Origin of the sequence: Roseicella aerolata (assembly GCF_020523605.1) — a bacterium.
Taxonomy (GTDB): domain Bacteria; phylum Pseudomonadota; class Alphaproteobacteria; order Acetobacterales; family Acetobacteraceae; genus Paracraurococcus; species Paracraurococcus aerolatus.
Map to the genome: position 1 here is coordinate 1 of NZ_JAJAQI010000042.1, position 20,129 is coordinate 20,129.

The 20,129-nt window shown below is 69.5% G+C and carries 17 protein-coding genes; 5 read left to right on the forward strand and 12 right to left on the reverse strand.

Annotated features, from left to right (window positions below):
• Positions 1-684 precede the first annotated feature (684 nt).
• The 6 genes from LHA35_RS21885 to LHA35_RS21910 all read right to left on the reverse strand — a co-directional run bounded on the left by LHA35_RS21885 (position 685) and on the right by LHA35_RS21910 (position 7,146).
• The gene (locus LHA35_RS21885; protein WP_226612026.1) at positions 685-1,389 is read right to left on the reverse strand and encodes a hypothetical protein; all 705 of its coding nucleotides are present in this window, start codon (positions 1,387-1,389) and stop codon (positions 685-687) included.
• Between the two features lie 267 nt (positions 1,390-1,656).
• Complete coding sequence (locus LHA35_RS21890; RefSeq protein WP_226612028.1) at positions 1,657-3,063, reverse strand: TRAP transporter large permease; 1,407 nt, start codon at positions 3,061-3,063, stop codon at positions 1,657-1,659.
• A gap of 10 nt (positions 3,064-3,073) precedes the next feature.
• Positions 3,074-3,721 carry a TRAP transporter small permease subunit gene (locus tag LHA35_RS21895; RefSeq protein WP_226612030.1) on the reverse strand — a complete coding sequence of 216 codons (648 nt, stop codon included), beginning with the start codon at positions 3,719-3,721 and terminating at the stop codon, positions 3,074-3,076.
• A 79-nt stretch (positions 3,722-3,800) separates the two neighbouring features.
• Positions 3,801-4,946 carry a TRAP transporter substrate-binding protein gene (locus LHA35_RS21900; protein ID WP_226612031.1) on the reverse strand — a complete coding sequence of 382 codons (1,146 nt, stop codon included), beginning with the start codon at positions 4,944-4,946 and terminating at the stop codon, positions 3,801-3,803.
• A gap of 139 nt (positions 4,947-5,085) precedes the next feature.
• Positions 5,086-6,231 carry a TRAP transporter substrate-binding protein gene (locus LHA35_RS21905; protein WP_226612033.1) on the reverse strand — a complete coding sequence of 382 codons (1,146 nt, stop codon included), beginning with the start codon at positions 6,229-6,231 and terminating at the stop codon, positions 5,086-5,088.
• 102 nt (positions 6,232-6,333) lie between these two features.
• Positions 6,334-7,146 carry a ferredoxin--NADP reductase gene (locus LHA35_RS21910; RefSeq protein ID WP_226612035.1) on the reverse strand — a complete coding sequence of 271 codons (813 nt, stop codon included), beginning with the start codon at positions 7,144-7,146 and terminating at the stop codon, positions 6,334-6,336.
• A 251-nt stretch (positions 7,147-7,397) separates the two neighbouring features.
• Between LHA35_RS21910 and LHA35_RS21915 the strand changes: the two genes are divergently transcribed.
• From LHA35_RS21915 to LHA35_RS21930, 4 genes are all read left to right on the forward strand, one after another.
• Complete coding sequence (locus LHA35_RS21915) at positions 7,398-8,768, forward strand: esterase-like activity of phytase family protein (protein WP_226612036.1); 1,371 nt, start codon at positions 7,398-7,400, stop codon at positions 8,766-8,768.
• Positions 8,769-8,865: 97 nt separating this feature from the next.
• Positions 8,866-10,083 (forward strand): amidase, encoded by a 1,218-nt coding sequence (locus LHA35_RS21920; RefSeq protein ID WP_226612038.1) that lies wholly within the window; start codon positions 8,866-8,868, stop codon positions 10,081-10,083.
• Positions 10,084-10,342: 259 nt separating this feature from the next.
• A complete protein-coding gene (locus LHA35_RS21925; protein ID WP_226612040.1) occupies positions 10,343-10,879 on the forward strand; it encodes a GNAT family N-acetyltransferase in 537 nt (178 codons plus the stop codon).
• Positions 10,880-10,951: 72 nt separating this feature from the next.
• Positions 10,952-11,839 (forward strand): MBL fold metallo-hydrolase, encoded by an 888-nt coding sequence (locus LHA35_RS21930; RefSeq protein WP_226612041.1) that lies wholly within the window; start codon positions 10,952-10,954, stop codon positions 11,837-11,839.
• A 58-nt stretch (positions 11,840-11,897) separates the two neighbouring features.
• Here the strand turns inward: LHA35_RS21930 and urtE are convergent, their stop codons facing one another.
• The 6 genes from urtE to LHA35_RS21960 all read right to left on the reverse strand — a co-directional run bounded on the left by urtE (position 11,898) and on the right by LHA35_RS21960 (position 18,433).
• The gene (urtE, locus tag LHA35_RS21935) at positions 11,898-12,590 is read right to left on the reverse strand and encodes an urea ABC transporter ATP-binding subunit UrtE (RefSeq protein ID WP_226612043.1); all 693 of its coding nucleotides are present in this window, start codon (positions 12,588-12,590) and stop codon (positions 11,898-11,900) included.
• 3 nt (positions 12,591-12,593) lie between these two features.
• Entirely contained in the window at positions 12,594-13,373 is a 780-nt protein-coding gene (gene urtD, locus LHA35_RS21940; RefSeq protein WP_226612044.1) for an urea ABC transporter ATP-binding protein UrtD, read from the reverse strand.
• Entirely contained in the window at positions 13,370-14,464 is a 1,095-nt protein-coding gene (urtC, locus tag LHA35_RS21945; RefSeq protein WP_226612049.1) for an urea ABC transporter permease subunit UrtC, read from the reverse strand. The genes urtD and urtC overlap by 4 nt, the downstream gene beginning before the upstream one ends.
• Positions 14,461-16,035, reverse strand: a complete 1,575-nt coding sequence (urtB, locus tag LHA35_RS21950; RefSeq protein ID WP_226612051.1) for an urea ABC transporter permease subunit UrtB — start codon at positions 16,033-16,035, stop codon at positions 14,461-14,463. The genes urtC and urtB overlap by 4 nt, the downstream gene beginning before the upstream one ends.
• 53 nt (positions 16,036-16,088) lie before the next feature.
• Positions 16,089-17,336 carry an urea ABC transporter substrate-binding protein gene (gene urtA, locus LHA35_RS21955; protein WP_226612053.1) on the reverse strand — a complete coding sequence of 416 codons (1,248 nt, stop codon included), beginning with the start codon at positions 17,334-17,336 and terminating at the stop codon, positions 16,089-16,091.
• A gap of 239 nt (positions 17,337-17,575) precedes the next feature.
• Positions 17,576-18,433, reverse strand: a complete 858-nt coding sequence (locus tag LHA35_RS21960; protein ID WP_264185712.1) for a DMT family transporter — start codon at positions 18,431-18,433, stop codon at positions 17,576-17,578.
• A gap of 154 nt (positions 18,434-18,587) precedes the next feature.
• Here LHA35_RS21960 and LHA35_RS21965 point away from each other — a divergent pair, with 154 nt between their 5' ends.
• Positions 18,588-20,126, forward strand: a complete 1,539-nt coding sequence (locus LHA35_RS21965) for an ABC transporter substrate-binding protein (protein WP_226612060.1) — start codon at positions 18,588-18,590, stop codon at positions 20,124-20,126.
• The last annotated feature ends 3 nt before the right edge of the window (positions 20,127-20,129 follow it).

Sequence of the window (20,129 nt, forward strand, 5' to 3'; positions counted from 1 at the left end):
CCTACGGCTTCCTCGTGGCCGAGCGCTGCCTTTTCCCCCCTCAATCCCGCTTCACCGCGCGGCGGCTCAAGACACCTGCGCTATCCAAAGGCTTCCAGCCGCGCGGTGCCGGTCCGGCCTGAGCGCCACGTGCCGCACTCAATCGCCAGCATTCGCCGCCGCCTCACCGTCGGCCTTGTCCACCTCCTCCCGCGCTGCCCCTGCTGCCTGCAGAAACAGCGTATACGGCCAAGAAGCAAGTGACACAGTAAGATTAAGGGCCAGATCGCCCTGGCATGCCGTTTGCGGTCGTGTCCCGTCGCCTGGCGAGGCCGGGGCATGGCGCATCGTCCTCCGCGGCAGGGAGGCTGGGCGTGACCTGTTGCGTGGCGGCCATCCGGCCGCACGGGAGTGGGCGGCCAGGGATGCCTTCTCGAACCCAGATGACGCTCCGCCGGAAGACAGGGGGCGCTCCGCGCGGGGGAGGCGAGTCGAGGCTCTCCGGAGCCCGAGGAATGCTCCCACGGATGGCGCTCCCTTCTGAACGCCGCCCGCAGCGGATCATTCTTCGCGGGGCAACCTCCCGCTCCTCGGCGATCCGATCTACAGCGGATTGCGTTCAAAACTGAACGCCAATCCGCTGTAGACCGTTGTCCGTAGAGCAGATTCACGCTGCGGGGCGCTCACGCTCCTCCGCGATCTGCTCTAGCTGAAACTCACCTGCACCCGGCCCAGCCGTCCCAAGGAGGCTTGCAGTTCCAGCCCCGCCACCGGCTCAAGCGAGGGGCCGACGGATGCCACCAGCACGGCGCCCTGCGGCAGGCCGCCGGCACGCCGTGCGGCGAGCGCGGCCGCCAGCATCGCCTCCTCCAGATCCACCTCCTCGCCGCGCCGCCAGGTCCCGACCGGGGTCAGGGAAGCGCGGACCCGCATCGGCGCCATGCGCTTTCCCTTGCCGGTCACGATGTAGCCCAGCCCCGCCAGATCGGCCGCGGCCAGGGCACCGGTGGAAGGTGGTTCGCTCCAGCGCCAGCTCCCGACATCGATGGCCGGATGCAGGCTGGCGAAATTCGGCAACTCGTCGCCGCGCCGCGGCAGGTCCTCCGCCAGAACCCCGACCACTGCGGCGCTGGCCCGCGGGTGGCGCAGCACGGCAAGCGCGATGGTGCTGCCGTCCTTCAGCAGCCGTCCATCCAGCACCGGTCCGGGGACGGGGCGGCCATTGGTCGGGCTGGCGAGGCGCAGGCCGCAGGAGGTGAGATCCAGCATGTCGAGAACGCGTGCGGCAATCCGCTGTCCGTCCAGCATGCTGCGGGGGGTCGCGACGGGAGGGAGCGGCGCAAGCGGCTGTCCTGTCTCCACCGCCTCGGCCAGCCATTTCGCTGCGCTGTCGCGCAGGGCAGCATCCATAGGTCACCCTTCCAAAGCGACACGTCACGCAACGAACCGGCATGTCGCGCGTGCTCGCAGTGTATCAAAAAATGCGATTCAGGCGCGACTTCTCTGCAACCGATTCGCAAGTGCGGATCACGCAATATTTCGCATGCCGCCGCAGCCGGGATACGCCCGCGTGGCGGGACCAGGTCCCGGGCCGGCCCGCATGAATGCGGACCGGCGCCGGTTCTCTGCCGCGCCGCTGCGGACCCCATCGCAGCGCAGTGCAATGGGGGCGGCGGCTCAGTCGGAGGGCAGCAGGATCTCCTCCTCCTGGAAGCCGCCGGGGGGCGGCGCATCCACCGTGAGGGGCAGTGCGCCAGCACCGCCGCCGCCATAGAGCTGCTCGGGCAGCCAAGTGACGAGCTGCGGGAAGACATAGACGCAGGCCATGCAGAAGAGGACGATGAAGATGAAGGGCATGCAGCCGCGGAAGATGTCCTCCAGCCGGACATGCTTGGGCGCCACGCCCTTCAGGTAGAAGGCCGCCATGGCGACCGGGGGCGAGAGGAAGCTGGTCTGGAGGTTCAGCGCGATCAGCACGCCGAAGAAGAGCGGGTCCACCCCGAAATCATCCAGCAGCGGCAGGAAGATGGGGACGAAGATCACGATGATCTCGGTCCATTCCAGCGGCCAGCCGAGCAGGAAGATCAGGAACTGCGCCAGCAGCATGAAGGTGAACTGGTTCAGCGGCAGCGACTTGAAGAACTCCTCCACCAGCTGCTGCCCGCCGAGATAGCCGAAGACCGAGGAGAAGATCGCCGAGCCGACGAAGAGCCAGCAGACCATGGCCGAGGTCCGCGCCGTCAGGAACACGCTTTCCCTCAGCTTGGCCCAGGTGAAGCTGCGATAGGCGATGGCAAGCAGGACGGCTCCGAGCGAGCCCATCGCCGCCGCCTCGGACGGCGTGGCGAGGCCCATCAGGATGGCGCCGAGCACCAGGGCGATCAGCAGGGCGAGCGGCAGGAAGGAGGTGAGCAGGGAGAAGAGGATCGCCTGGAAGGGGATGTTCACCTCCTCCGGCGGCAGGCGCGGCGCGTAGTGCGGCTTCACCACCGCGATGCCCATGGCATAGAGGATGTAGAGCGCGGCCAGCATCACGCCCGGGATGAAGGCGGCGGCATAGAGCTGCACCACGGAGACGCCCGCCGTCGCGCCGAACAGGATCAGCATGATCGAGGGTGGGATCAGGATGCCGAGGCAGCCGCCCGCGCAGATGACGCCGGTGGCGAGCCGGGGATCGTAGCCCGCGCGCAGCATGGGCGGCAGCGCCAGCAGGCCCATCAGCGTCACCACTGCGCCGACGATGCCGGTGGCGGTGGCGAAGAGGGCGCAGGTGGCGAGCGTCGCGACCGCCAGCGAGCCCGGGATGTTGCCCGAGGCCATCTGGAGCGAGCGGAACAGCCGGTCGAGGATATTGGCCCGCTCGATGATGTACCCCATGAAGACGAAGAGCGGGACGCTGATCAGCACGTCATTCGCCATCACCGAATAGGTGCGCTGGATCAGCAGGTCGAAGATCCGCTCCTGCATGCCGAGATAGCCGAAGAACAACCCCATCGCCATTAGGGTGAAGGCAATGGGAAAGCCCAGCATGATGAAGAAGAGAAAGAGGAAGAGCTGGGTGAGGCCCAGCGCGCCGTCGCTCATGAATCGGGCCTCACCGTCCGCTGTTGTCGTCGCCGGCGCGCTCGCCGGGAATGTGGCCGGTCCGCGCCATCTCGCGGGCCAGTTCCTCGGGGTCCTTCTCCGCCGCGGCGGCCAGGATCTGCTGCTCCATCTCCTCGACATCCGAGAGGCGCCGCGGCCAGGCGCCGCTGCGGATGCATTGCAGGCAGCGCACCACCTCGACCAGCCCCTGCAGCAGCAGCAGGAGGCCGACCACGGGGATCAGGAATTTGAAGGGCCAGATGACCGGCCCGGTTGGGGAGAACATGCTCCGCTCGTTCTGACGGAAGCTGTCGGCGAAGAAGAACCAGCCGGAGATCATGAAGGCGAAGATCGCCGGGAAGAAGAACAGGATGTAGAGGATCAGGTCGAACCAAGCCTGCCGCCGCGGCGGGAAGCCGCGGTACAGGAAATCGCCGCGCACATGGCCGTTGCGGGAGAGCGCATAGGCGCCCGCCATCATGAACAGCGTGCCATAGAGCATGTAGGAGACGTCGTAGCCCCAGGAGGTCGGCGCCCGGAAGACGTAGCGGACGAAGACCTCATAGACGACGACGCCGGTCAGGACGAGGATCGACCAGGCGAAGGTCTGGCCGACCAGGGTGCTCAGGCGATCAATGCCGAGCAGCAGGCGCTGCATGATCCCGTCTTCCCTTTCAATTCGCCATGCGCGCCAGCCCCGCCCCGCCACCATGGCCGGCGGCGGGGCGGGGCTGCGCTCAGCCCTGGCGAGCAAAGAAGTGGTTATAGGACTGAACCGGGCTGGCCTCATAGCGCAGGGCGAAATTGCCGACGCGCCGGCACCACTCCCGCTGGCTGTCGCAGACCTTCTTGAAGAAGGGCCCGGCATGCGGGGAGGAATTATCGGCCTCAAGCCGCGCCACCACCCGGTCCCAGGCCTGCAGCTGCGCTTCCAGGATGGGGCGCGGCGTCTGGCGGACGCTCACGCCGCTCTGCTGCACCATCACCTGCAGGTCGCGCGAGAAGCGGTCCTGCTGCTTCCAGGACATGTCGGAGGACGCCGCCTCCGCCGCATAGCGCAGCACGGCGCGGAGCTCCTCCGGCAACCCGTCGAACTTCGTCCTGTTGAACAGGATCTCGAAGCACTCGACGCGCTGATGGTAGCTCTGGATCATGTAATTCTTGGCGACGTCGGGAAAGCCGAGCACGCGGTCGGAGGAGGGGTTGCTGAACTCCGCCCCGTCGATCACCCCGCGCTCCAGCGCCGGCACGATCTCGCCGCCCGGCAGGGAGACCACCGCCGCCCCCATCTCGGCCATCAGGTCGGCGGCCAGGCCCACGGTGCGGAACTTCATCCCGCGCACCTGCTCCACCCTCTCCAGCGGCTGGCGGAACCAGCCGAGCGGCTGGGTCGGGATGGGGCCGGAGAGGAAGCCGACCACATTGACGCGGGTGATGTCCTGGATCAGTTCGCGGTACAGGGCCTCGCCGCCGCCATAATGGAACCAGCCGAGCAGCTGGTTGGCATCGCCGAACCAGGGTGGGGCGGTGCCGAACAGGCTGTAGGCCTTGTTCTTGCCGAACCAGTAGGCCGTCACCCCATGGCCGCCATCCAGCGTGCCGGTGGAGACCGCGTCCTGCATCTGGAAGGCGCCGACCACGGCGCCGGCCGCCAGCAGTTCCAGCCGCAGCCGCCCGCCGCCCATCTGGTTGACGCGGGTCACGTAGTCCTGGGCGAATTCATGCAGGATGTCGCGTTGCGGCCAGGTGGACTGGAAGCGCAGCACGGCGGTCTGGGCGCGGCTGACATTTGGCGTGGCCAGCACCGCCGTACCGGCGGCACCCAGCGCGGCGGTGCGCAGCAGGCCGCGCCGGCCGGCGGCCCTGGACGTGATCGATCCCATCTTGTTCTGCCTCCCTTGCGCGGACGCGCCGCCGGAACCCTGCATGCCGCCGGGCACCCGCTGCACATCAAATGGAGGCGCCTGCGCCGCGCGCAATGTTACGGCGGGCAGGCGCTCAGCCCTGCCCGCCGCAAAGGGATCAGCCCTGGCGCGCGAAGAAGTGGTTGTAGGAGACCACCGGGCTCGCCTCGTAGCGCAGGAAGAAATTGCCCACCCGGCGGCACCAGTCGCGCTGGCTGTCGCAGACCTTCTTGAAGAAGGGGCCGTTGGCCGGGGAGGAATTGTCGCCCTCCAGCCGCTGGATCACCCGGTCCCAGGCCTGCAGCTGGGCCTCCAGCACCGGGCGCGGGGTGGGGCGCACCTGCACGCCCTGCCGCTGAGACATCTCCAGCAGGTCGCGGCTGTAGCGGTCCTGCAGCTTCCAGGACATCTCGGCCGAGGCCGCCTCGGCGCCGTGGCGGATCACCGCCTGCAACTCGGCCGGCAGAGACTCGTACCGGCCCTTGTTGAACAGGATCTCGAAGCTCTCCACCTTCTGGTGATAGCTCTGGATCATGTAGGCCTTGGCGACGTCGGGGAAGCCGAGGACGCGGTCGGAGGAGGGGTTGTTGAACTCCGCCCCGTCGATCACGCCGCGCTCCAGCGCCGGCACGATCTCGCCGCCCGGCAGGGAGACGACGGCCGCGCCCATTTCGTTCATCAGGTCGGCGGCCAGGCCCACGGTGCGGTATTTCAGGCCGCGGATCTGGTCGGCGCGCTCGATCGGCTGCTTGAACCAGCCGAGTGGCTGGGTCGGCATGGGGCCGGAGAGGAAGCCGACGGCATTGACCTTCAGGATGTCGCCCAGCAGCTCCTTGTACAGGGCCTCGCCGCCGCCGTGATAGAACCAGCCGAGCAGCTGGTTGGCATCGCCGAACCAGGGCGGGGTGGTGCCGAACAGGCTGAAGGCCTTGTTCTTGCCGAACCAGTAGGCCGAGACGCCATGGCCGCCATCGAGCGTGCCGGAGGAGACGGCATCCAGCAGCTGGAAGGCGCCGACCACGGCGCCGGCCGCGAGCAGCTCCAGCCGCAGCCGGCCGCCGGCCATGGCATTCACCCGGCTGACATAGTCCTGGGCGAATTCATGGAAGATGTCGCGCTGCGGCCAGGTGGACTGGAAGCGCAGCGTGACGGTCTGGGCACGGCTCACATTGGGCGTGGCCAGCACGGCGGCGCCGGCGGCGCCGACGGCAGTGGCCTTGAGGAGGCCGCGGCGGCCGGGCTCGGGCGTGTCTTTCGCGGACATGGCTGTTTCCCTGCTTGGGCAGGGGCGAGCCGGGCACGCCGCTGCCTCATCGACTGCGGCGCACTTAATGAACAGGTGATCACCCCGCAATGGGGCAGGTGGTCATTTCGTCACGAAGGCCTTCTCGAGCACATAGGTGCCGGGCTCGTTGTTCGAGCCCTCGACGAAGCCGCGGGCTTCGAGCAGCGCCTTGACATCGGCATTCATCGCCTCCGACCCGCAGAGCATGACGCGGTCATGCTCGGGCGAGAGTGGCGGCAGGCCGAGATCGGCGCAGACCTGGCCGGTCTCGATCAGCGTCGTCACCCGGCCCTGGGTCCGGAAAGGCTCGCGCGTCACGGTGGGGTAGTAGAGCAGCTTGCCCCGCAGCATCTCGCCAAGGAATTCGTGCTCCGGCAGCTCCCGCTCGATGTAGTCGTGATAGGCGAGTTCCTTCACCTCGCGCACCCCGTGCATCAACACGACTTTTTCGTACTTCTCGTAGACCTCGGGCTCGCGGATCAGGGACATGAAGGGCGCCATGCCGGTGCCGGTCGAGACCATCCACAGGGTCTTGCCGGGCAGCAGGTTCTCCACCAGCAGGGTGCCGGTCGGCTTCTTGCCGATCAGCACCGTGTCGCCGACCTTGATGTGCTGCAGGCGGGAGGTGAGGGGGCCGTCCTGCACCTTGATGGACAGGAACTCCAGCTCCTCGTCCCAGGGCGGGCTGACCATGGAATAGGCCCGGACCAGCGGCTTGCCGCCCACCATCAGGCCGATCATCGCGAACTGCCCGGCCACGAAGCGCAGCGCGGGGTCGCGGGTGCAGCGGAAGGAGAATTGCCGGTCGGTCCAGTGATGGACCCAGGTCACCGTCTCACCGAAGAAGGCGGGCGGGATGGTGGGCTTCGCAGGGGCGAGGGGCAGGGCGTCCATGGCCAGCCTAGATGCGGGGTTGTGCGGCGCAGCGCAACAGGAGATGGCGCAATCCAGCCTTGCGCGGGCGCAAACCCTGGCGGCACGGGCGTGAATCCCGCAATGGACCGGACCGGACCGGACCGGGCGGGACCGGCACGGCGGCGCGGCCGCCTGCCCATCCGGCTGTCGCGGGAGCGTCACGGTACTGCCAAAGGCTTGCAATGGAAGGCGGCTAAAGCGCCCGGGCCAAACCATTGGGGGGTTTCCGCATGCGTGCGTTCCTTCTCGCCGCCGGCCTCGTCGCGGCCGTCGCCGGCCAGGCCCGCGCCGACCAGCGCTTCGAGGCGATGCTCGCCGGCCATGCCGTCCTGCCGGCCGCCAGTTTCGTCGCGCCCCCGGCCGGGGCGCCCGCCGCCTTCGCCGTCTCCGGCCGCTTCACCGGGCCCGAGGCCCTGCGCACCGACCGGGTCGGCAGCATCCCCGGCCAGACCGGCGCGACCTACGGCCAGCGGCCCACCGGCCTCGCCCTTCCCTTCGAGGGCCAGCCGGTGCAGGGCTTCTCCGGCATCAAGCCGGCCGAGGACGGCAGCTACTGGGTGCTGACTGACAACGGCTTCGGCAACAAGCGCAACAGCCCCGATGCGCTGCTCATGCTGCATCGCCTCCGCCCGGATTGGCGGAGCGGCCAGGTGGTGGTCGAGCGGACGGTCTTCCTCTCCGACCGTGACCGCCGCGTGCCCTTCCGGATCGCCGCCGAATTCTCCGAGTCGCGCCATCTGACCGGCGCCGATTTCGACCCTGAGAGCATCCAGCCCATGCCGGATGGCAGCTTCTGGATCGGCGAGGAATTCGGGCCCTTCCTGATCCAGGTGAATGCGGAGGGCGTGGTGCAGCGCGTGGTGGAGACGCAGCTCGACGGCCAGCGCCTGATCTCGCCCGACCATCCGGCGCTGCAGGTGGCGGCCAGCCCCGGCACGGGCGTGGCCTTCCGCGCCCGCCGCTCCGGCGGCTTCGAGGGCATGGCGCTGACGCCCGACGGCAGGACGCTCTGGGCCCTGCTGGAACAGCCGATCTTCGCGGCGAATTCCGACCAGCCGGAGGGCCCCTTCCTGCGGCTTCTCGAATTCTCGACCGAGCGCGCCGCCTGGACGGGGCGGTCGCTCAAGTACCGGCTGGAGGCGGGCGCAACCGCGATCGGCGACCTCAACATGATCGATGAGCGCCGCGCCCTCGTGATCGAACGCGACAACGGCGAAGGCGCCCCCTCCCGCGCCTGCGCGACCGGCCAGACGCCTCCGGCCTGCTTTCCGGCGCCGGCCCGCTTCAAGCGGGTCTATGTCATCGACCTCGGCGCGCCGGATGCCGAGGGTTTCGTGAGGAAGCTCGGCCATATCGACCTGATGGCGATCCGCGATCCGGAGGGCCTGGCCCGCCAGCGCGGCGATCTGGGCGAGGGCATTCCCCGCGACAACTTTACCTTCCCCTTCTTCACCATCGAGAATGTGGCGATGGTCGATGCCGACCACATCATCGTGGCGAATGACAATAACCTGCCCTTCAGCGCCGGCCGGCACCTGACCCGTGCCGACGACAACGAGTTCATCCTGCTGCGCGTGCCCGAGCTGCTGCGGGCGCGCTGACCGCCTCACCATGGCCGGGGCACCCCGGCCATGGCGCCTGCCGTTGTGCGGCGGGGGACGGCACGACATGCTGGTGCTCTCATCAGGGTGAGCGGACATGGCGGCAGTAGGGAATGAGGCTGGTTTCACCGACAGCGTCGGGGCCTTCGTGCCAGGGCCGCGCGCGGAGCTGCGCGGAGCGGCAGAGGGGCCGCTCGCCGGGCTGAGCTTCGCGATCAAGGATCTCTACGACCTTGCCGGCTGGCCGACGACCTATGGCAATCCGGACTGGGCCCGCACCCATCCGGTGGCCGCCGCCACCGCGCCGGCGGTGCAGGCGCTGCTGCAGGCCGGCGGCTTCCTGCGCGGCAAGACCAGGACGGTCGAACTGGCCTATGGCCTGACCGGCGAGAATGTCTGGCACGGCACGCCTATCAACCCGGCGGCGCCGGACCGCTTCCCCGGCGGCTCCTCCTGCGGCTCGGCCGCCGCGGTCGCGGCCGGACTGGTCGATTTCGCCATGGGGTCGGATACCGGCGGCTCCGTCCGTATCCCAGCCAGCTATTGCGGCACCTTCGGCATCCGGCCGAGCTGGGGCGCGGTCAGCCTGGCCGGCGCCTGCGGCCTCGGCCCGAGCTTCGACACGCCCGGCTGGTTCGCCTCGCGCGCCGGCGTGCTGGCGAAGGTCGGCGATGTCCTGCTGCCGGAGGACAGCCTCCCCGGCGCCGCGCTCGGCCCGCTGCTGAAGCCGGAGGAACCCTGGATCAACGCCCTGCCGGGCACGGTGCTGGCCCTGGCCGAGCCCTTCCGGGTTCTGCAAGGGCTGCTCGGGCCCGCCATTCCCATCGGCATCGCGCCGGAGGGGCTGCAGGTGCTCTACGAGCATTTCCGCTGCGCGCAGGCGGAGGAAGCCTGGTCGACGCTCGGGAGCTGGGTCGCCGCGACCAATCCCGAATTCGGTCCCGGCGTGAAGGAACGCTTCGAGGCCGCCCGCACCATGGACCCCGCCAGGGCTGCCGCCGGGCGCGCCTTCCGCCAAGGCTTCAGCGCGCGGGCACGGGCGCTGCTGGCGGGCGGCGCCGTGCTCGCCTACCCGACGAGCCCGGCCGTTGCGCCGAAGCTCGAGGCGACGCAGGCGGAGCAGAATGCGGTGCGCGAACTGACCATGGGCGTTACCGCCATCGCCGGCCTGGCGGGGCTGTGCGAAGTGACGCTGCCGGCCGCCCGGGATGCCGGCATCCCGCTCGGCCTTTCGCTGGTCGCCGCACCGGGGCGCGACCGCGCGCTGCTCGCGCTCGCCACGCGGCTCGCCGGGGCGCTCGGCCTGCCGGTCTGAGGCCGGGCTGCGCGCCCGGACCGCAGCCGGCGGCGGGGTGGCACCGGGCAGGCCGGCGGGCCTGCCCGTCGCGGCCGGCGCTGGCGACACCCTTGTCCGTAACCGGGGCGGCCGCTAGAGCAGATCGCTGCGGAGCGTGAGCGCCCCGCAGCATGACTCCGCTCTTCAACCCATGATCTGCAGCGGCCTGGCGCTCGGGCATGAACGCAAGCCGCTGCAGAGGACGGACGGTCCGGCCGGACAGATCGAGGACGCCTGAATGCTCATCCGCGATGCCGTGCCGGCCGATCTGCCGGCAATCACCGCCATCTACGCGCATCACGTGCTGCACGGCACCGGCACCTTCGAGGAAGTGCCGCCGACCGAGGCCGAGATGGGCGCGCGCATGGCGGACACCCAGACGCGCGGCTGGGCCTGGCTGGTGGCGGAAGGGCAGGAACTGCCGGGTGAGGCGCCGGGGCTGATCGGCTATGCCTATTTCAACCAGTTCCGCATGCGCTCCGCCTATCGCTATTCCGCGGAGAACAGCGTCTATGTCCGCGACGACGTGCGCGGCATGGGGGTGGGCAAGGCGCTGGTTGCGGCGCTGCTGGAGCGCGCGGACCAGGCGGGGTTCCGGCAGATGTTCGCGGTCATCGGCGATAGCGACAATGTTGGCTCGATTGGCCTGCACCTCTCCTTGGGCTTCCAGCGGGCGGGCGTGCTGAGATCGGCCGGGGTGAAGTTCGGCCGCTGGCTGGATGTGGTCTTTATGCAGCGCAGCATCGGCGCCGGCGACCGCGACGTCCCGGGCTGACCCCGCCGGCGGAATTGCCGTGCCGCCCGGCCGGGTTTCGGCCATCCTTCGTCCCCAGCGCGGGAGGATGCGATGGGCGGACAGGGCAGCCCGGCGATCCGGGCCTTCTTCGACGAGGCCACCAACACCGTTACCTATCTGGTCTGGGACCCGGCGACGCGCATCGGCGCCGTGATCGACCCCGTGCTGGACTGGGACAACCGCAGCGGCGAGGCCGAGACGAGGAGCGCCGATGCGGTGCTCGCGGCGCTGCGGGAGGAGGGCGTCGAGCTTGCCTGGATGCTCGAGACCCATGTGCATGCCGACCACCTGACCGCCTCCCCCTACATCAAGGCGAAGGCCGGCGGGCGCATCGGCATCGGCGAGCATATCCGGGAGGTGCAGCAGATCTTCCGCCCGGTCTTCGGCGCCGACGACGTGGCGCCCGGGGGCGGCGATTTCGACGTGCTCTTCGCCGATGGGGCGGAGTTCACCATCGGCACCCTGCCGGTCAGGGTCATGCATGTGCCCGGCCATACGCCGGCCTGCATCGCCTATCTGGTGGCTGATGCCTGCTTTGTCGGCGACACGCTCTTCATGCCGGATTACGGCACGGCGCGCTGCGACTTCCCGGGCGGCGATGCGCGAGCGCTCTGGTGCTCCATCGGGAAGCTGCTGGCCCTGCCGCCGGAGACGCGGCTCTTCACCTGCCATGACTACAAGGCGCCAGGGCGCGACCATTTCGCCTGGGAGAGCACCGTCGCGGAGCAGCGGGCGCGCAACCCGCATGTGAAGGAGGGCTCGACGGAGGAGGAATTCGTGGCGATGCGCCAGGCGCGGGATGCGAAGCTGGCAGCACCCGCGCTCCTGCTGCCGTCCATCCAGGTGAACATGCGCGCCGGGCGCTTCCCGCCGGCGGAGGCGAATGGCGTGCGCTATCTGAGGATCCCGGTGAAGATGCGGGGCGGCGCGCTGCCCTGACCGGCCCTGCGCCGCCGCCCCTGCGATCCTCGCCGAGGGACCGGGAAGGGCCTCCCGCTCAGACCGTCAGCAGCCGCCGCACCGCCTCATCCTCCAGCTCCTCGACCGGGCCGCCGAGCGCCACCTCGCCGCGCACCATCACGGCGATGCGGTCGGCCAGATCCCGGGCGAATTCGTAGTACTGCTCCACCAGCACCACGGCGAAGTTCTTCTCCCGCGCCAGCAGGCGGATGACGCGGGCGATGTCCTTGATGACGCTGGGCTGGATGCCCTCGGTCGGCTCATCCAGGATCAGCAGCCGCGGCCGCGCGGTCAGCGCCCGCGCGATGGCGAGCTGCTGCTGCTGCCCGCCCGAGAGGTCGCCGCCGCGCCGGCGCAGGAACTGCTTCAGGATGGGGAAGAGGGCGAAGACCTCCTCCGGCACCTTGGAGCCGCGCGGGGCGGCGGCCAGCGCGGTCTCCAGGTTCTCCTGCACCGTCAGGAAGGGGAAGATCTCGCGGCCTTGCGGGACATAGCCGATGCCGGCGCGGGCGCGATCGGCTGGCGCCATGGCGGCGACATCCTTGCCCTCCCACAGGATCCGGCCGCCCTGGATCCGCTCCAGGCCGACGATCGCCCGCATCAGGCTGGACTTGCCGACGCCGTTGCGCCCGAGCACGCAGGTGATCCGGCCGGGATCGGCCTGCAGCGAGACGCCGCGCAGGCAGCGGGAGGCGCCGTAGGAGAGGTCGATGGCTTCGACGCGCAGCATCGCTCAGCGCCCCAGATAGACTTCGATGACCCGCGGGTCGTTCTGCACATGGTCGATGCTGCCCTCCGACAGCATCGAGCCCTCGCAGAGCACGGTGACCTTGCTGCCGAGGGCGCGGACGAATTCGAGGTCGTGCTCCACCACGACGACGCTGCGCTGCCCGGCGATGCGGACCAGGAGGGCGGCGGTGTGCTCCGTCTCCTGGTCGGTCATGCCGGCCACCGGCTCATCGACCAGCAGCAGCTCCGGGTCCTGCATCAGCAGCATGCCGATCTCCAGCCATTGCCGCTGGCCGTGGGAGAGGATGGCGGCGCGGTCATGCATGCGGGCGGTGAGGCCGATCTCCTCGACCGTCGCCTCGATCCGCCGGCGCGCCTCGCCGCTCAGCAGCCAGGCCAGGCAGGCGAAGGGACCGCGCGGGGCCTTCAGCGCCAGCTCCAGGTTCTCGAATACCGTCAGCGCGTCGAAGACCGTCGGCTTCTGGAATTTCCGCCCGATGCCGAGATTGGCGATGGTCGCCTCGTCCAGTCGGGTCAGGTCGTGGTCGCGGAAGCGGACCACGCCCGCGGTCGGGCGCGTCTTGCCGGTGATGACGTCCATCATGGTCGTCTTGCCGGCACCGTTCGGGCCGATGATGGCGCGGAGCTCCCCCGCATCCACCACCAGCGAGAGGTTGTTCAGCGCCCGGAAGCCGTCGAAGACCACCGAGACGCCGTCCAGGTAGAGGACCGGCGCGCTGCTGTCCTTGCTGCGCCCCAGGGGCGGGCTGTAACCGTCGCTCATTTCGGCGCCTTCGCGAACAGGCCGATCAGGCCACGGGGCAGGAAGAGGGTGACGGCGACGAAGAGCCCGCCGAGGGCGAAGAGCCAGAGATCGGGCGCGACCGTCGTCAGCCAGGTCTTCAGCGCATTGACCGAGAAGGCGCCGAGCACCGCGCCGACCAGCGTGCCGCGCCCGCCGACCGCCACCCAGATCACGGCCTCGATCGAGTTGCCCGGGCTGAACTCGCCGGGATTGATGATGCCGACCTGCGGGACATAGAGCGCGCCGGCGAGGCCCGCGAGCGCCGCCGAGAGCACGAAGACGAAGAGCTTGTGCCGCGTCACGTCGTAGCCGAGGAAGCGCACCCGGCTCTCGGCATCCCGGATGGCCACCAGCACCCGGCCGAGCTTCGACTGCGTGATGCGGGTGCAGGCCAGGAAGGCGACGACCAGCAGGGCGAGGGAGGCATAGAACAGCACGGCACGGGCATTGTCCGTATTGAGCGGCATGCCCAGCAGCTCCTTGAAATCGGTGAAGCCGTTGTTGCCGCCGAAGCCCATGTCGTTGCGGAAGAAGGCCAGCATCAGGGCGTAGGTCATCGCCTGGGTGATGATGGAGAGGTAGACGCCGGTGATGCGGCTGCGGAAGGCGAGGAAGCCGAGGATGGCGGCCAGCACGCCCGGCACGGCCATGGCCATGAGGACGGCGTAGGGGAAATGCTCGAAGCCCAGCCAGTACCAGGGCAGTTCCTGGTAGCCGAGGAAGACCATGAAGTCCGGCAGGGTGGGGTGGCCATAGACGCCGCGCGGCCCGATCAGCCGCATCAGATGCATGCCCATGGCATAGCCGCCGAGGGCGAAGAAGGCACCGTGGCCGAGCGAGAGGATGCCGGCATAGCCCCAGGCCAAATCGATGGCCAGCGCCAGGACGGCATAGGTGATCCATTTGCCGGTGATGCTGACGATGAAGTCCGAGACATGCAGCGTGCTCTCGGCCGGCAGCTGGTTCAGCACCGGCAGCACGGCCAGCACCAGGATGGCGCCGATCAGCACCAGGCGGATCGTCAGGCGGCCGGTGGTGCCGGGCGCCGGGGTGGCGATGGTGGCGCTCACGACTCGGCGGCCCTTCCCTTGAGCGCGAAGAGGCCCTTCGGCCGGCGCTGGATGAACAGCATGATGGCGATGAGGACGAAGACCTTGGCGAGGACCGCGCCCGCCCAGGGCTCCAGCATCTTATTGACGATGCCGAGCGTCATGGCGCCGACCAGCGTGCCCGCCAGCGAGCCGACGCCGCCGAAGACCACCACCATGAAGCTGTCGATGATGTAGCCGGTGCCGAGATTGGGCGAGACATTGTCGATCTGCGACAGCGCGACGCCCGCGAGGCCGGCGAGGCCCGAACCGAACGCGAAGGTCATGGCGTCCACCCGGCCGGTGCGGATGCCCATGGTGGCGGCGATGCGCCGGTTCTGCACCACCGCCCGCATCTCGAGGCCGAAGCGGGTCAGCCGGATCGCGGCGAAGACCAGCAGCAGCACCGCCAGCCCGAAGACGATGATCCAGAGCCGGTTCTGCGTGACGGAGATGCCGCCCGGCAGCAGCAGCGTGCCCTGCATCCAGGCGGGGCTCAGCACCTCCCGGTTCTGTGCGCCGAAGGCGAGGCGGACGGCCTGCTGCAGGATCATGCCGACGCCGAAGGTCATCAGTAGCGTCTCGAGCGGCCGGCCATAGAGATGGCGGATCAGCCCGCGCTCGAGCAGCGCGCCGGCGGCGGCCGTCACCAGGAAGGCGGCGGGGACCGAAAGGGCGAGGGACCAGGGCGCCAGCCAGGGGATGCCCCGGCAGAACTCCTGCACCAGGAAGGTCGCATAGGCGCCGAGCATGACGAACTCGCCATGCGCCATGTTGATCACGCCCATGACGCCGAAGGTGATGGCGAGGCCGAGGGCCGCGAGCAGCAGGACCGAGCCGAGCGAGAGGCCCTGGAACAGCGTCTCCGCCGCGCGGCGGAGGGAGAGCGTGCGCTCGATGGTGGCGATCGAGACGTCGATGGCGGTGACGAGGTCCGGATTGCCGCCCCGCGCCTCCAGCAGCAGGGCGCGGGCCTCAACCGTGCCCGCCGAGCCGAGCCGGGCGACGGCGTCGCGCTTCCCGGCCTCGTCGGTGCCGACGAGCTGCGAGGCGGCCAGCGCCAGCTCGAGCTGCGTGCGGATGCGTGGCACCGTCTCGCGCGCCAGCGCCTGGCGCAGCACGGGGACGTTCTCGGCGCTGCGGCTGCGGAAGACGGCCTCGGCGGCGGCCTGCCGCTCGGCGGGGTCGGGCGAGAGGATCTGCAGCCGCCCCAGCGCGCCGCGCAGCGCCTGGCGGACGCGGTTGTTCAGGCGCACGGCCTCGGCGCCGGCGCCGGCGGCCTCGGCCGGCTGGCCGGTGGCGGCATCGACCAAACCCGCGCCTTCGGGCAGCAGGATGCGGCCGTCCCCGGCCTTCTGCAGCCTGCCCTCCTGCAGGGCGCGCAGAACGGGCAGGGCGCGGGGGTCGCCAGCAGCGCCGAGCCGCTCGACGGCGGTGGCGATATCGGCGAAGCCGCCGGCGAGGCCGGGCAGCGCGCCGGTGAAGGCATCCTGCGCCCGCACCGGCAGGGCCAGCAGCAGCAGGAGGAGCAGACCGAGGAGGGGGCGTTTCATGTGTTTTTTCTTTGGATGGGCAGTGGCGCCGGGTCGCCCCGGCGCCATGCCGATCACCCGCGGCGGCGGTTCGCGTTCTCGGGGATGAATTGCGACCAGTTCTCCGCCTTCACCGCATTCGGCGTCTTCCAGACGATGTTGAACTGGCCGTCCGCTTGCACCTCGCCGATGAAGACCGGCTTCGAGAGGTGGTGGTTCGCCAGCATCTCCTCCTCATAGCCACAGGGGGCCATGAGCTTCTGGCCGATCATCGCCGTGCGCACGGCGTCCACGGCAGTGGTGCCGGCCTTCTGCACCGCCTGCGTCCACATGCGGAAGCCCGTGTAGGTGGCCTCCATCGGGTCGTTCGTGACGCGCTTCGGGTTCTTGATGTGGGCCTGCCAGAGCTTGAGGAGTTCCTCGTTCGGCGCACCCTTGATGGACATGAAGTAGTTCCAGGCGGCGAGGTGGCCGACCAGTGGGCGGGTATCGATGCCGGCCAGCTCCTCCTCGCCGACCGAGAAGGCGACGCAGGGGATGTCCTCGGCCTTGATGCCCTGGTTGCCCAGCTCGCGGTAGAAGGGCACGTTGGCATCGCCGTTGATGGTGGAGACGATCGCGGTCTTCTTGCCCTCGGACGCGAAGCGCTTCACCCGGGCGACGATGCCCTGCCAGTCGGAATGTCCGAAGGGGGTGTATTCCTCCATGATATCGGCATTGCCGATGCCCTTGGCATTCAGGAAGCCGCGCAGGATGCGGTTGGTGGTGCGCGGGTAGACGTAGTCGGTGCCGAGCAGGGCGATGCGCTTGGCATCGCCGCCATCCGCGCTCATCAGGTACTCGACCGCCGGGATGGCCTGCTGGTTGGGCGCGGCGCCGGTGTAGAAGATGTTCCTGCTCTCCTCCTCGCCCTCATACTGGACCGGGTAGAAGAGCATGCCGTTCAGCTCCTCGAAGACCGGGAGCACGGACTTGCGGGAGACGGAGGTCCAGCAGCCGAAGGTCACGTCCACCTTGTGGACCTGCAGCAGTTCGCGCGCCTTTTCGGCAAAGAGCGGCCAGTTGGAGGCCGGGTCCACCACCACCGCCTCGACCTTGCGGCCCAGCAGGCCGCCGCGGCCGTTGATCCACTCGACCATCATCAGCACGGTGTCGCGCAGCGCGGTCTCGCTGATCGCCATGGTGCCGGAGAGGGAGTGCAGCACGCCGACCTTGATCGGGGCGCCCTGGCCGAAGGCGGGGCGGATGGCCGGGGCGGCGAGTGCGGCGCCGAGGCCGGCCAGAGCGGCGCGGCGCGTGAAGGTCAGGGACGTCGTGGACATCGGGCTGTCGTTCCTCATCAGGCCTTGGCGGCACGCACCGGTCCACCCCCCTTGGGTGCGCGGGCGCCTGTTCCACGTAGCGAGATGCGTGCCAGCCGGATGGGCGGAGGCTCAGCAGCCCGGGGGCGGCGGCTGCCCGTTTTCTGGGCAGAAGCGCCATGAAATGGTCCGGTCGCTGCAATTCACGAGAGCAAAGCCGGAATAACCGAGTCGGATATCCGGGTATTCGGCGGATCGCCTCAGCCTGCCGGCCGGTTGACCAGCCAGAGGCCGAGCGCCACCAGCATAACCGCGAGCAGGAAACCGACGCCGAGGGATTCCCCGAGCAGCAGCGCCCCCGCCAGCACGCCGAAGACCGGCGTTAGCACGCTGAAGGCGGCGAGGCGGGAGGCGGAATGGCGGGAGACCAGCCAGAACCAGGCGAGGTAGCTCGCGCCCGCGATGCCGGCCGCCTGGTAGAGGAAGGCGCCGACCACCAGGGGCTGCGGGTCGATCACCCAGGCCTCGCCCAGCAGCGGGGAGGCGAGCAGCAGCAGCGGCGCCGAGACGATGAGCTGGTACTGCAGCACCAGCGCCGCGGGCGCCCTGCGCAGGGAGGATGCCTTCACCAGCACCGTCGTCGCCGCCCAGAGCGCACCGCCCACCAGGCAGAGCAGGTCGCCCAGCAGCGCATCCGGCCCGACCGGCGCGCGCAGCCCATCGGCGAAGGCCAGCACCAGACCGCCGAAGGCGATGCAGAGGCCGATGGCCTTGGCGCGCGTCAGCCGGTCCCCCGGCACCAGGTAGTGGGTGCCGAGCGCCACCCAGAAGGGCGCGCCATAGAGGAAGATGACGGCCCGCGAGGCGGTGGTGAGGCTAAGGCCAATATAGAGTGCGATGAACTCGACCGCGAAGAGCGCACCGGCAAGGACGCCTGCCGCGAGCGTGCCGCCCCGCCGCCAGTCCCCGAACCGGAGGCCGAGGGGGCGGCAGAGCAGCGGCACGATCAGCGCCGCCAGGGTGGAGCGCAGCCCGGCCTGCAGCACCGGCGGGATGCCCGCGCTGGTCACCTTCACCGCCACCATGTTCAGGCCCCAGACGGCGCTGAGCAGGAGCATGAGGGCAATGGCGGCTGGCGGCAGGGCGCCGGCATCGGTACGGCCGGAGGGGGGCATCGCCGCAGCCTGCGGCCAGCGCGGCCCGTGGTCCAGCCCGCTTGCCGCGCCGGTCGGCCACCCCTACCGTCCCCGCCATCAGTCGGGGAGTCGGACGATGCAGCGACGGGATGTTCTGCTGGCCGGGGCGGGTGCGGTGGCCGGCCTCGGCCTGGATCTGGGCCTGGGGCGCCAGGCGATGGCGCAGAAGGCGCAGGATACGCTGCGCATCGTCATGCGCGACGCGCTGCCGAACATCGACCCCTATTACAACAACCTCCGCACCGGCCTGGTCATGGCGCATCAGGGCTGGGACACGCTGGTGCACCGCGACCCCGAAAGCTTCGAGCTGAAGCCGCTGCTGGCCACGGCCTGGCGCTTCCCCGAGCCGACGGTGCTGGAACTCGACATCCGCCAGGGGGTGAAGTTCCACGACGGCAGCGACCTGACCGCGGAGGACGTGGTCTATACCATCAACACCGTCTCAAACCCGGATGCGCGCGTCTCCACCCCCAGCAACTACGCCTGGATCGAGAAGGCGGAGGCGACCGGGCCCTTTGCGGTGCGCGTCACGCTGAAGCGGCCGACGCCGGCGGCGCTGGAATACCTCGCCCTCGTCACGCCGATCTACCCGAAGGCCTACCGCGAGCGCGTGGGGCCAGAAGGTTATACCCGCCAGCCGGTCGGCGCCGGCCCCTATCGCATCACGAAGTTCGAGCCGGGCGCGGCGGTGGAGTTCGAGCGCTTCGACGGCTACTGGCAGGGCAGCCCGAAGGGGCGCCCGGCGATCCGCAGGCTCTCGGTCCGCTTCGTGGCGGATGCGACGACCGAGATGACGGAACTGCTGAGCGGCCGCGCCGACTGGATCTGGAACATCAATCCCGACCAGTTCGACAATGTGAACCGCCTGCCGACCGTGCAGGCCATCCGCCAGGAATCCATGCGCGTCGGCTACATGTCGATCGACGCGGCGGGGCGGACCGGTGCGGACAACCCGCTGACCAAGGTGAAGGTGCGCCAGGCGATCTCGCATGCGATCGACCGCAAGGCCATGGCGGAGCGGCTGGTCACCGGCGGCTCCCGCGTGCCGCAGGCGCCCTGCTACCCCAGCCAGTTCGGCTGTGATGCCTCCGCCGCCGTGACCTATGACTACGACCCTGCCAAGGCCCGTGCCTTGCTGACCGAGGCCGGCTTCCCCAACGGCTTCGAGACCGAGATCGTCAGCTATGTGCTGCCGCAATGGGGCTCGGCGGTGCAGAACTACCTGCAGGCGGTCGGCATTCGCGCCAGGCTGACCCAGATGCAGGTCGCGGCGGCCATCCAGCGGAGCTGGCAGGGGACGACGCCGCTCTTCCTCGGCAGCTGGGGCAGCTACTCGATCAACGACGTCTCGGCCATCATGCCGGTCTTCTTCGGCGGCGGGAATGACGACTATGTCCGCGACGCCGAGATGCAGAAATACATGCTGGAGGGCGGCAGCAGCATGGATCCGGAGGCCCGCAAGGAAGCCTACGGCAAGGCCATCAGGCGGGCGACGGAGAACGCCTTCTGGCTGCCGCTGCACACCTATGTCACGACCTACGGCTTCTCCCGCCAGCTCAACTTCAAGCCCTATGCGGACGAACTGCCGCGCTTCTATCTGGCGAGCTGGAAGTAGCGG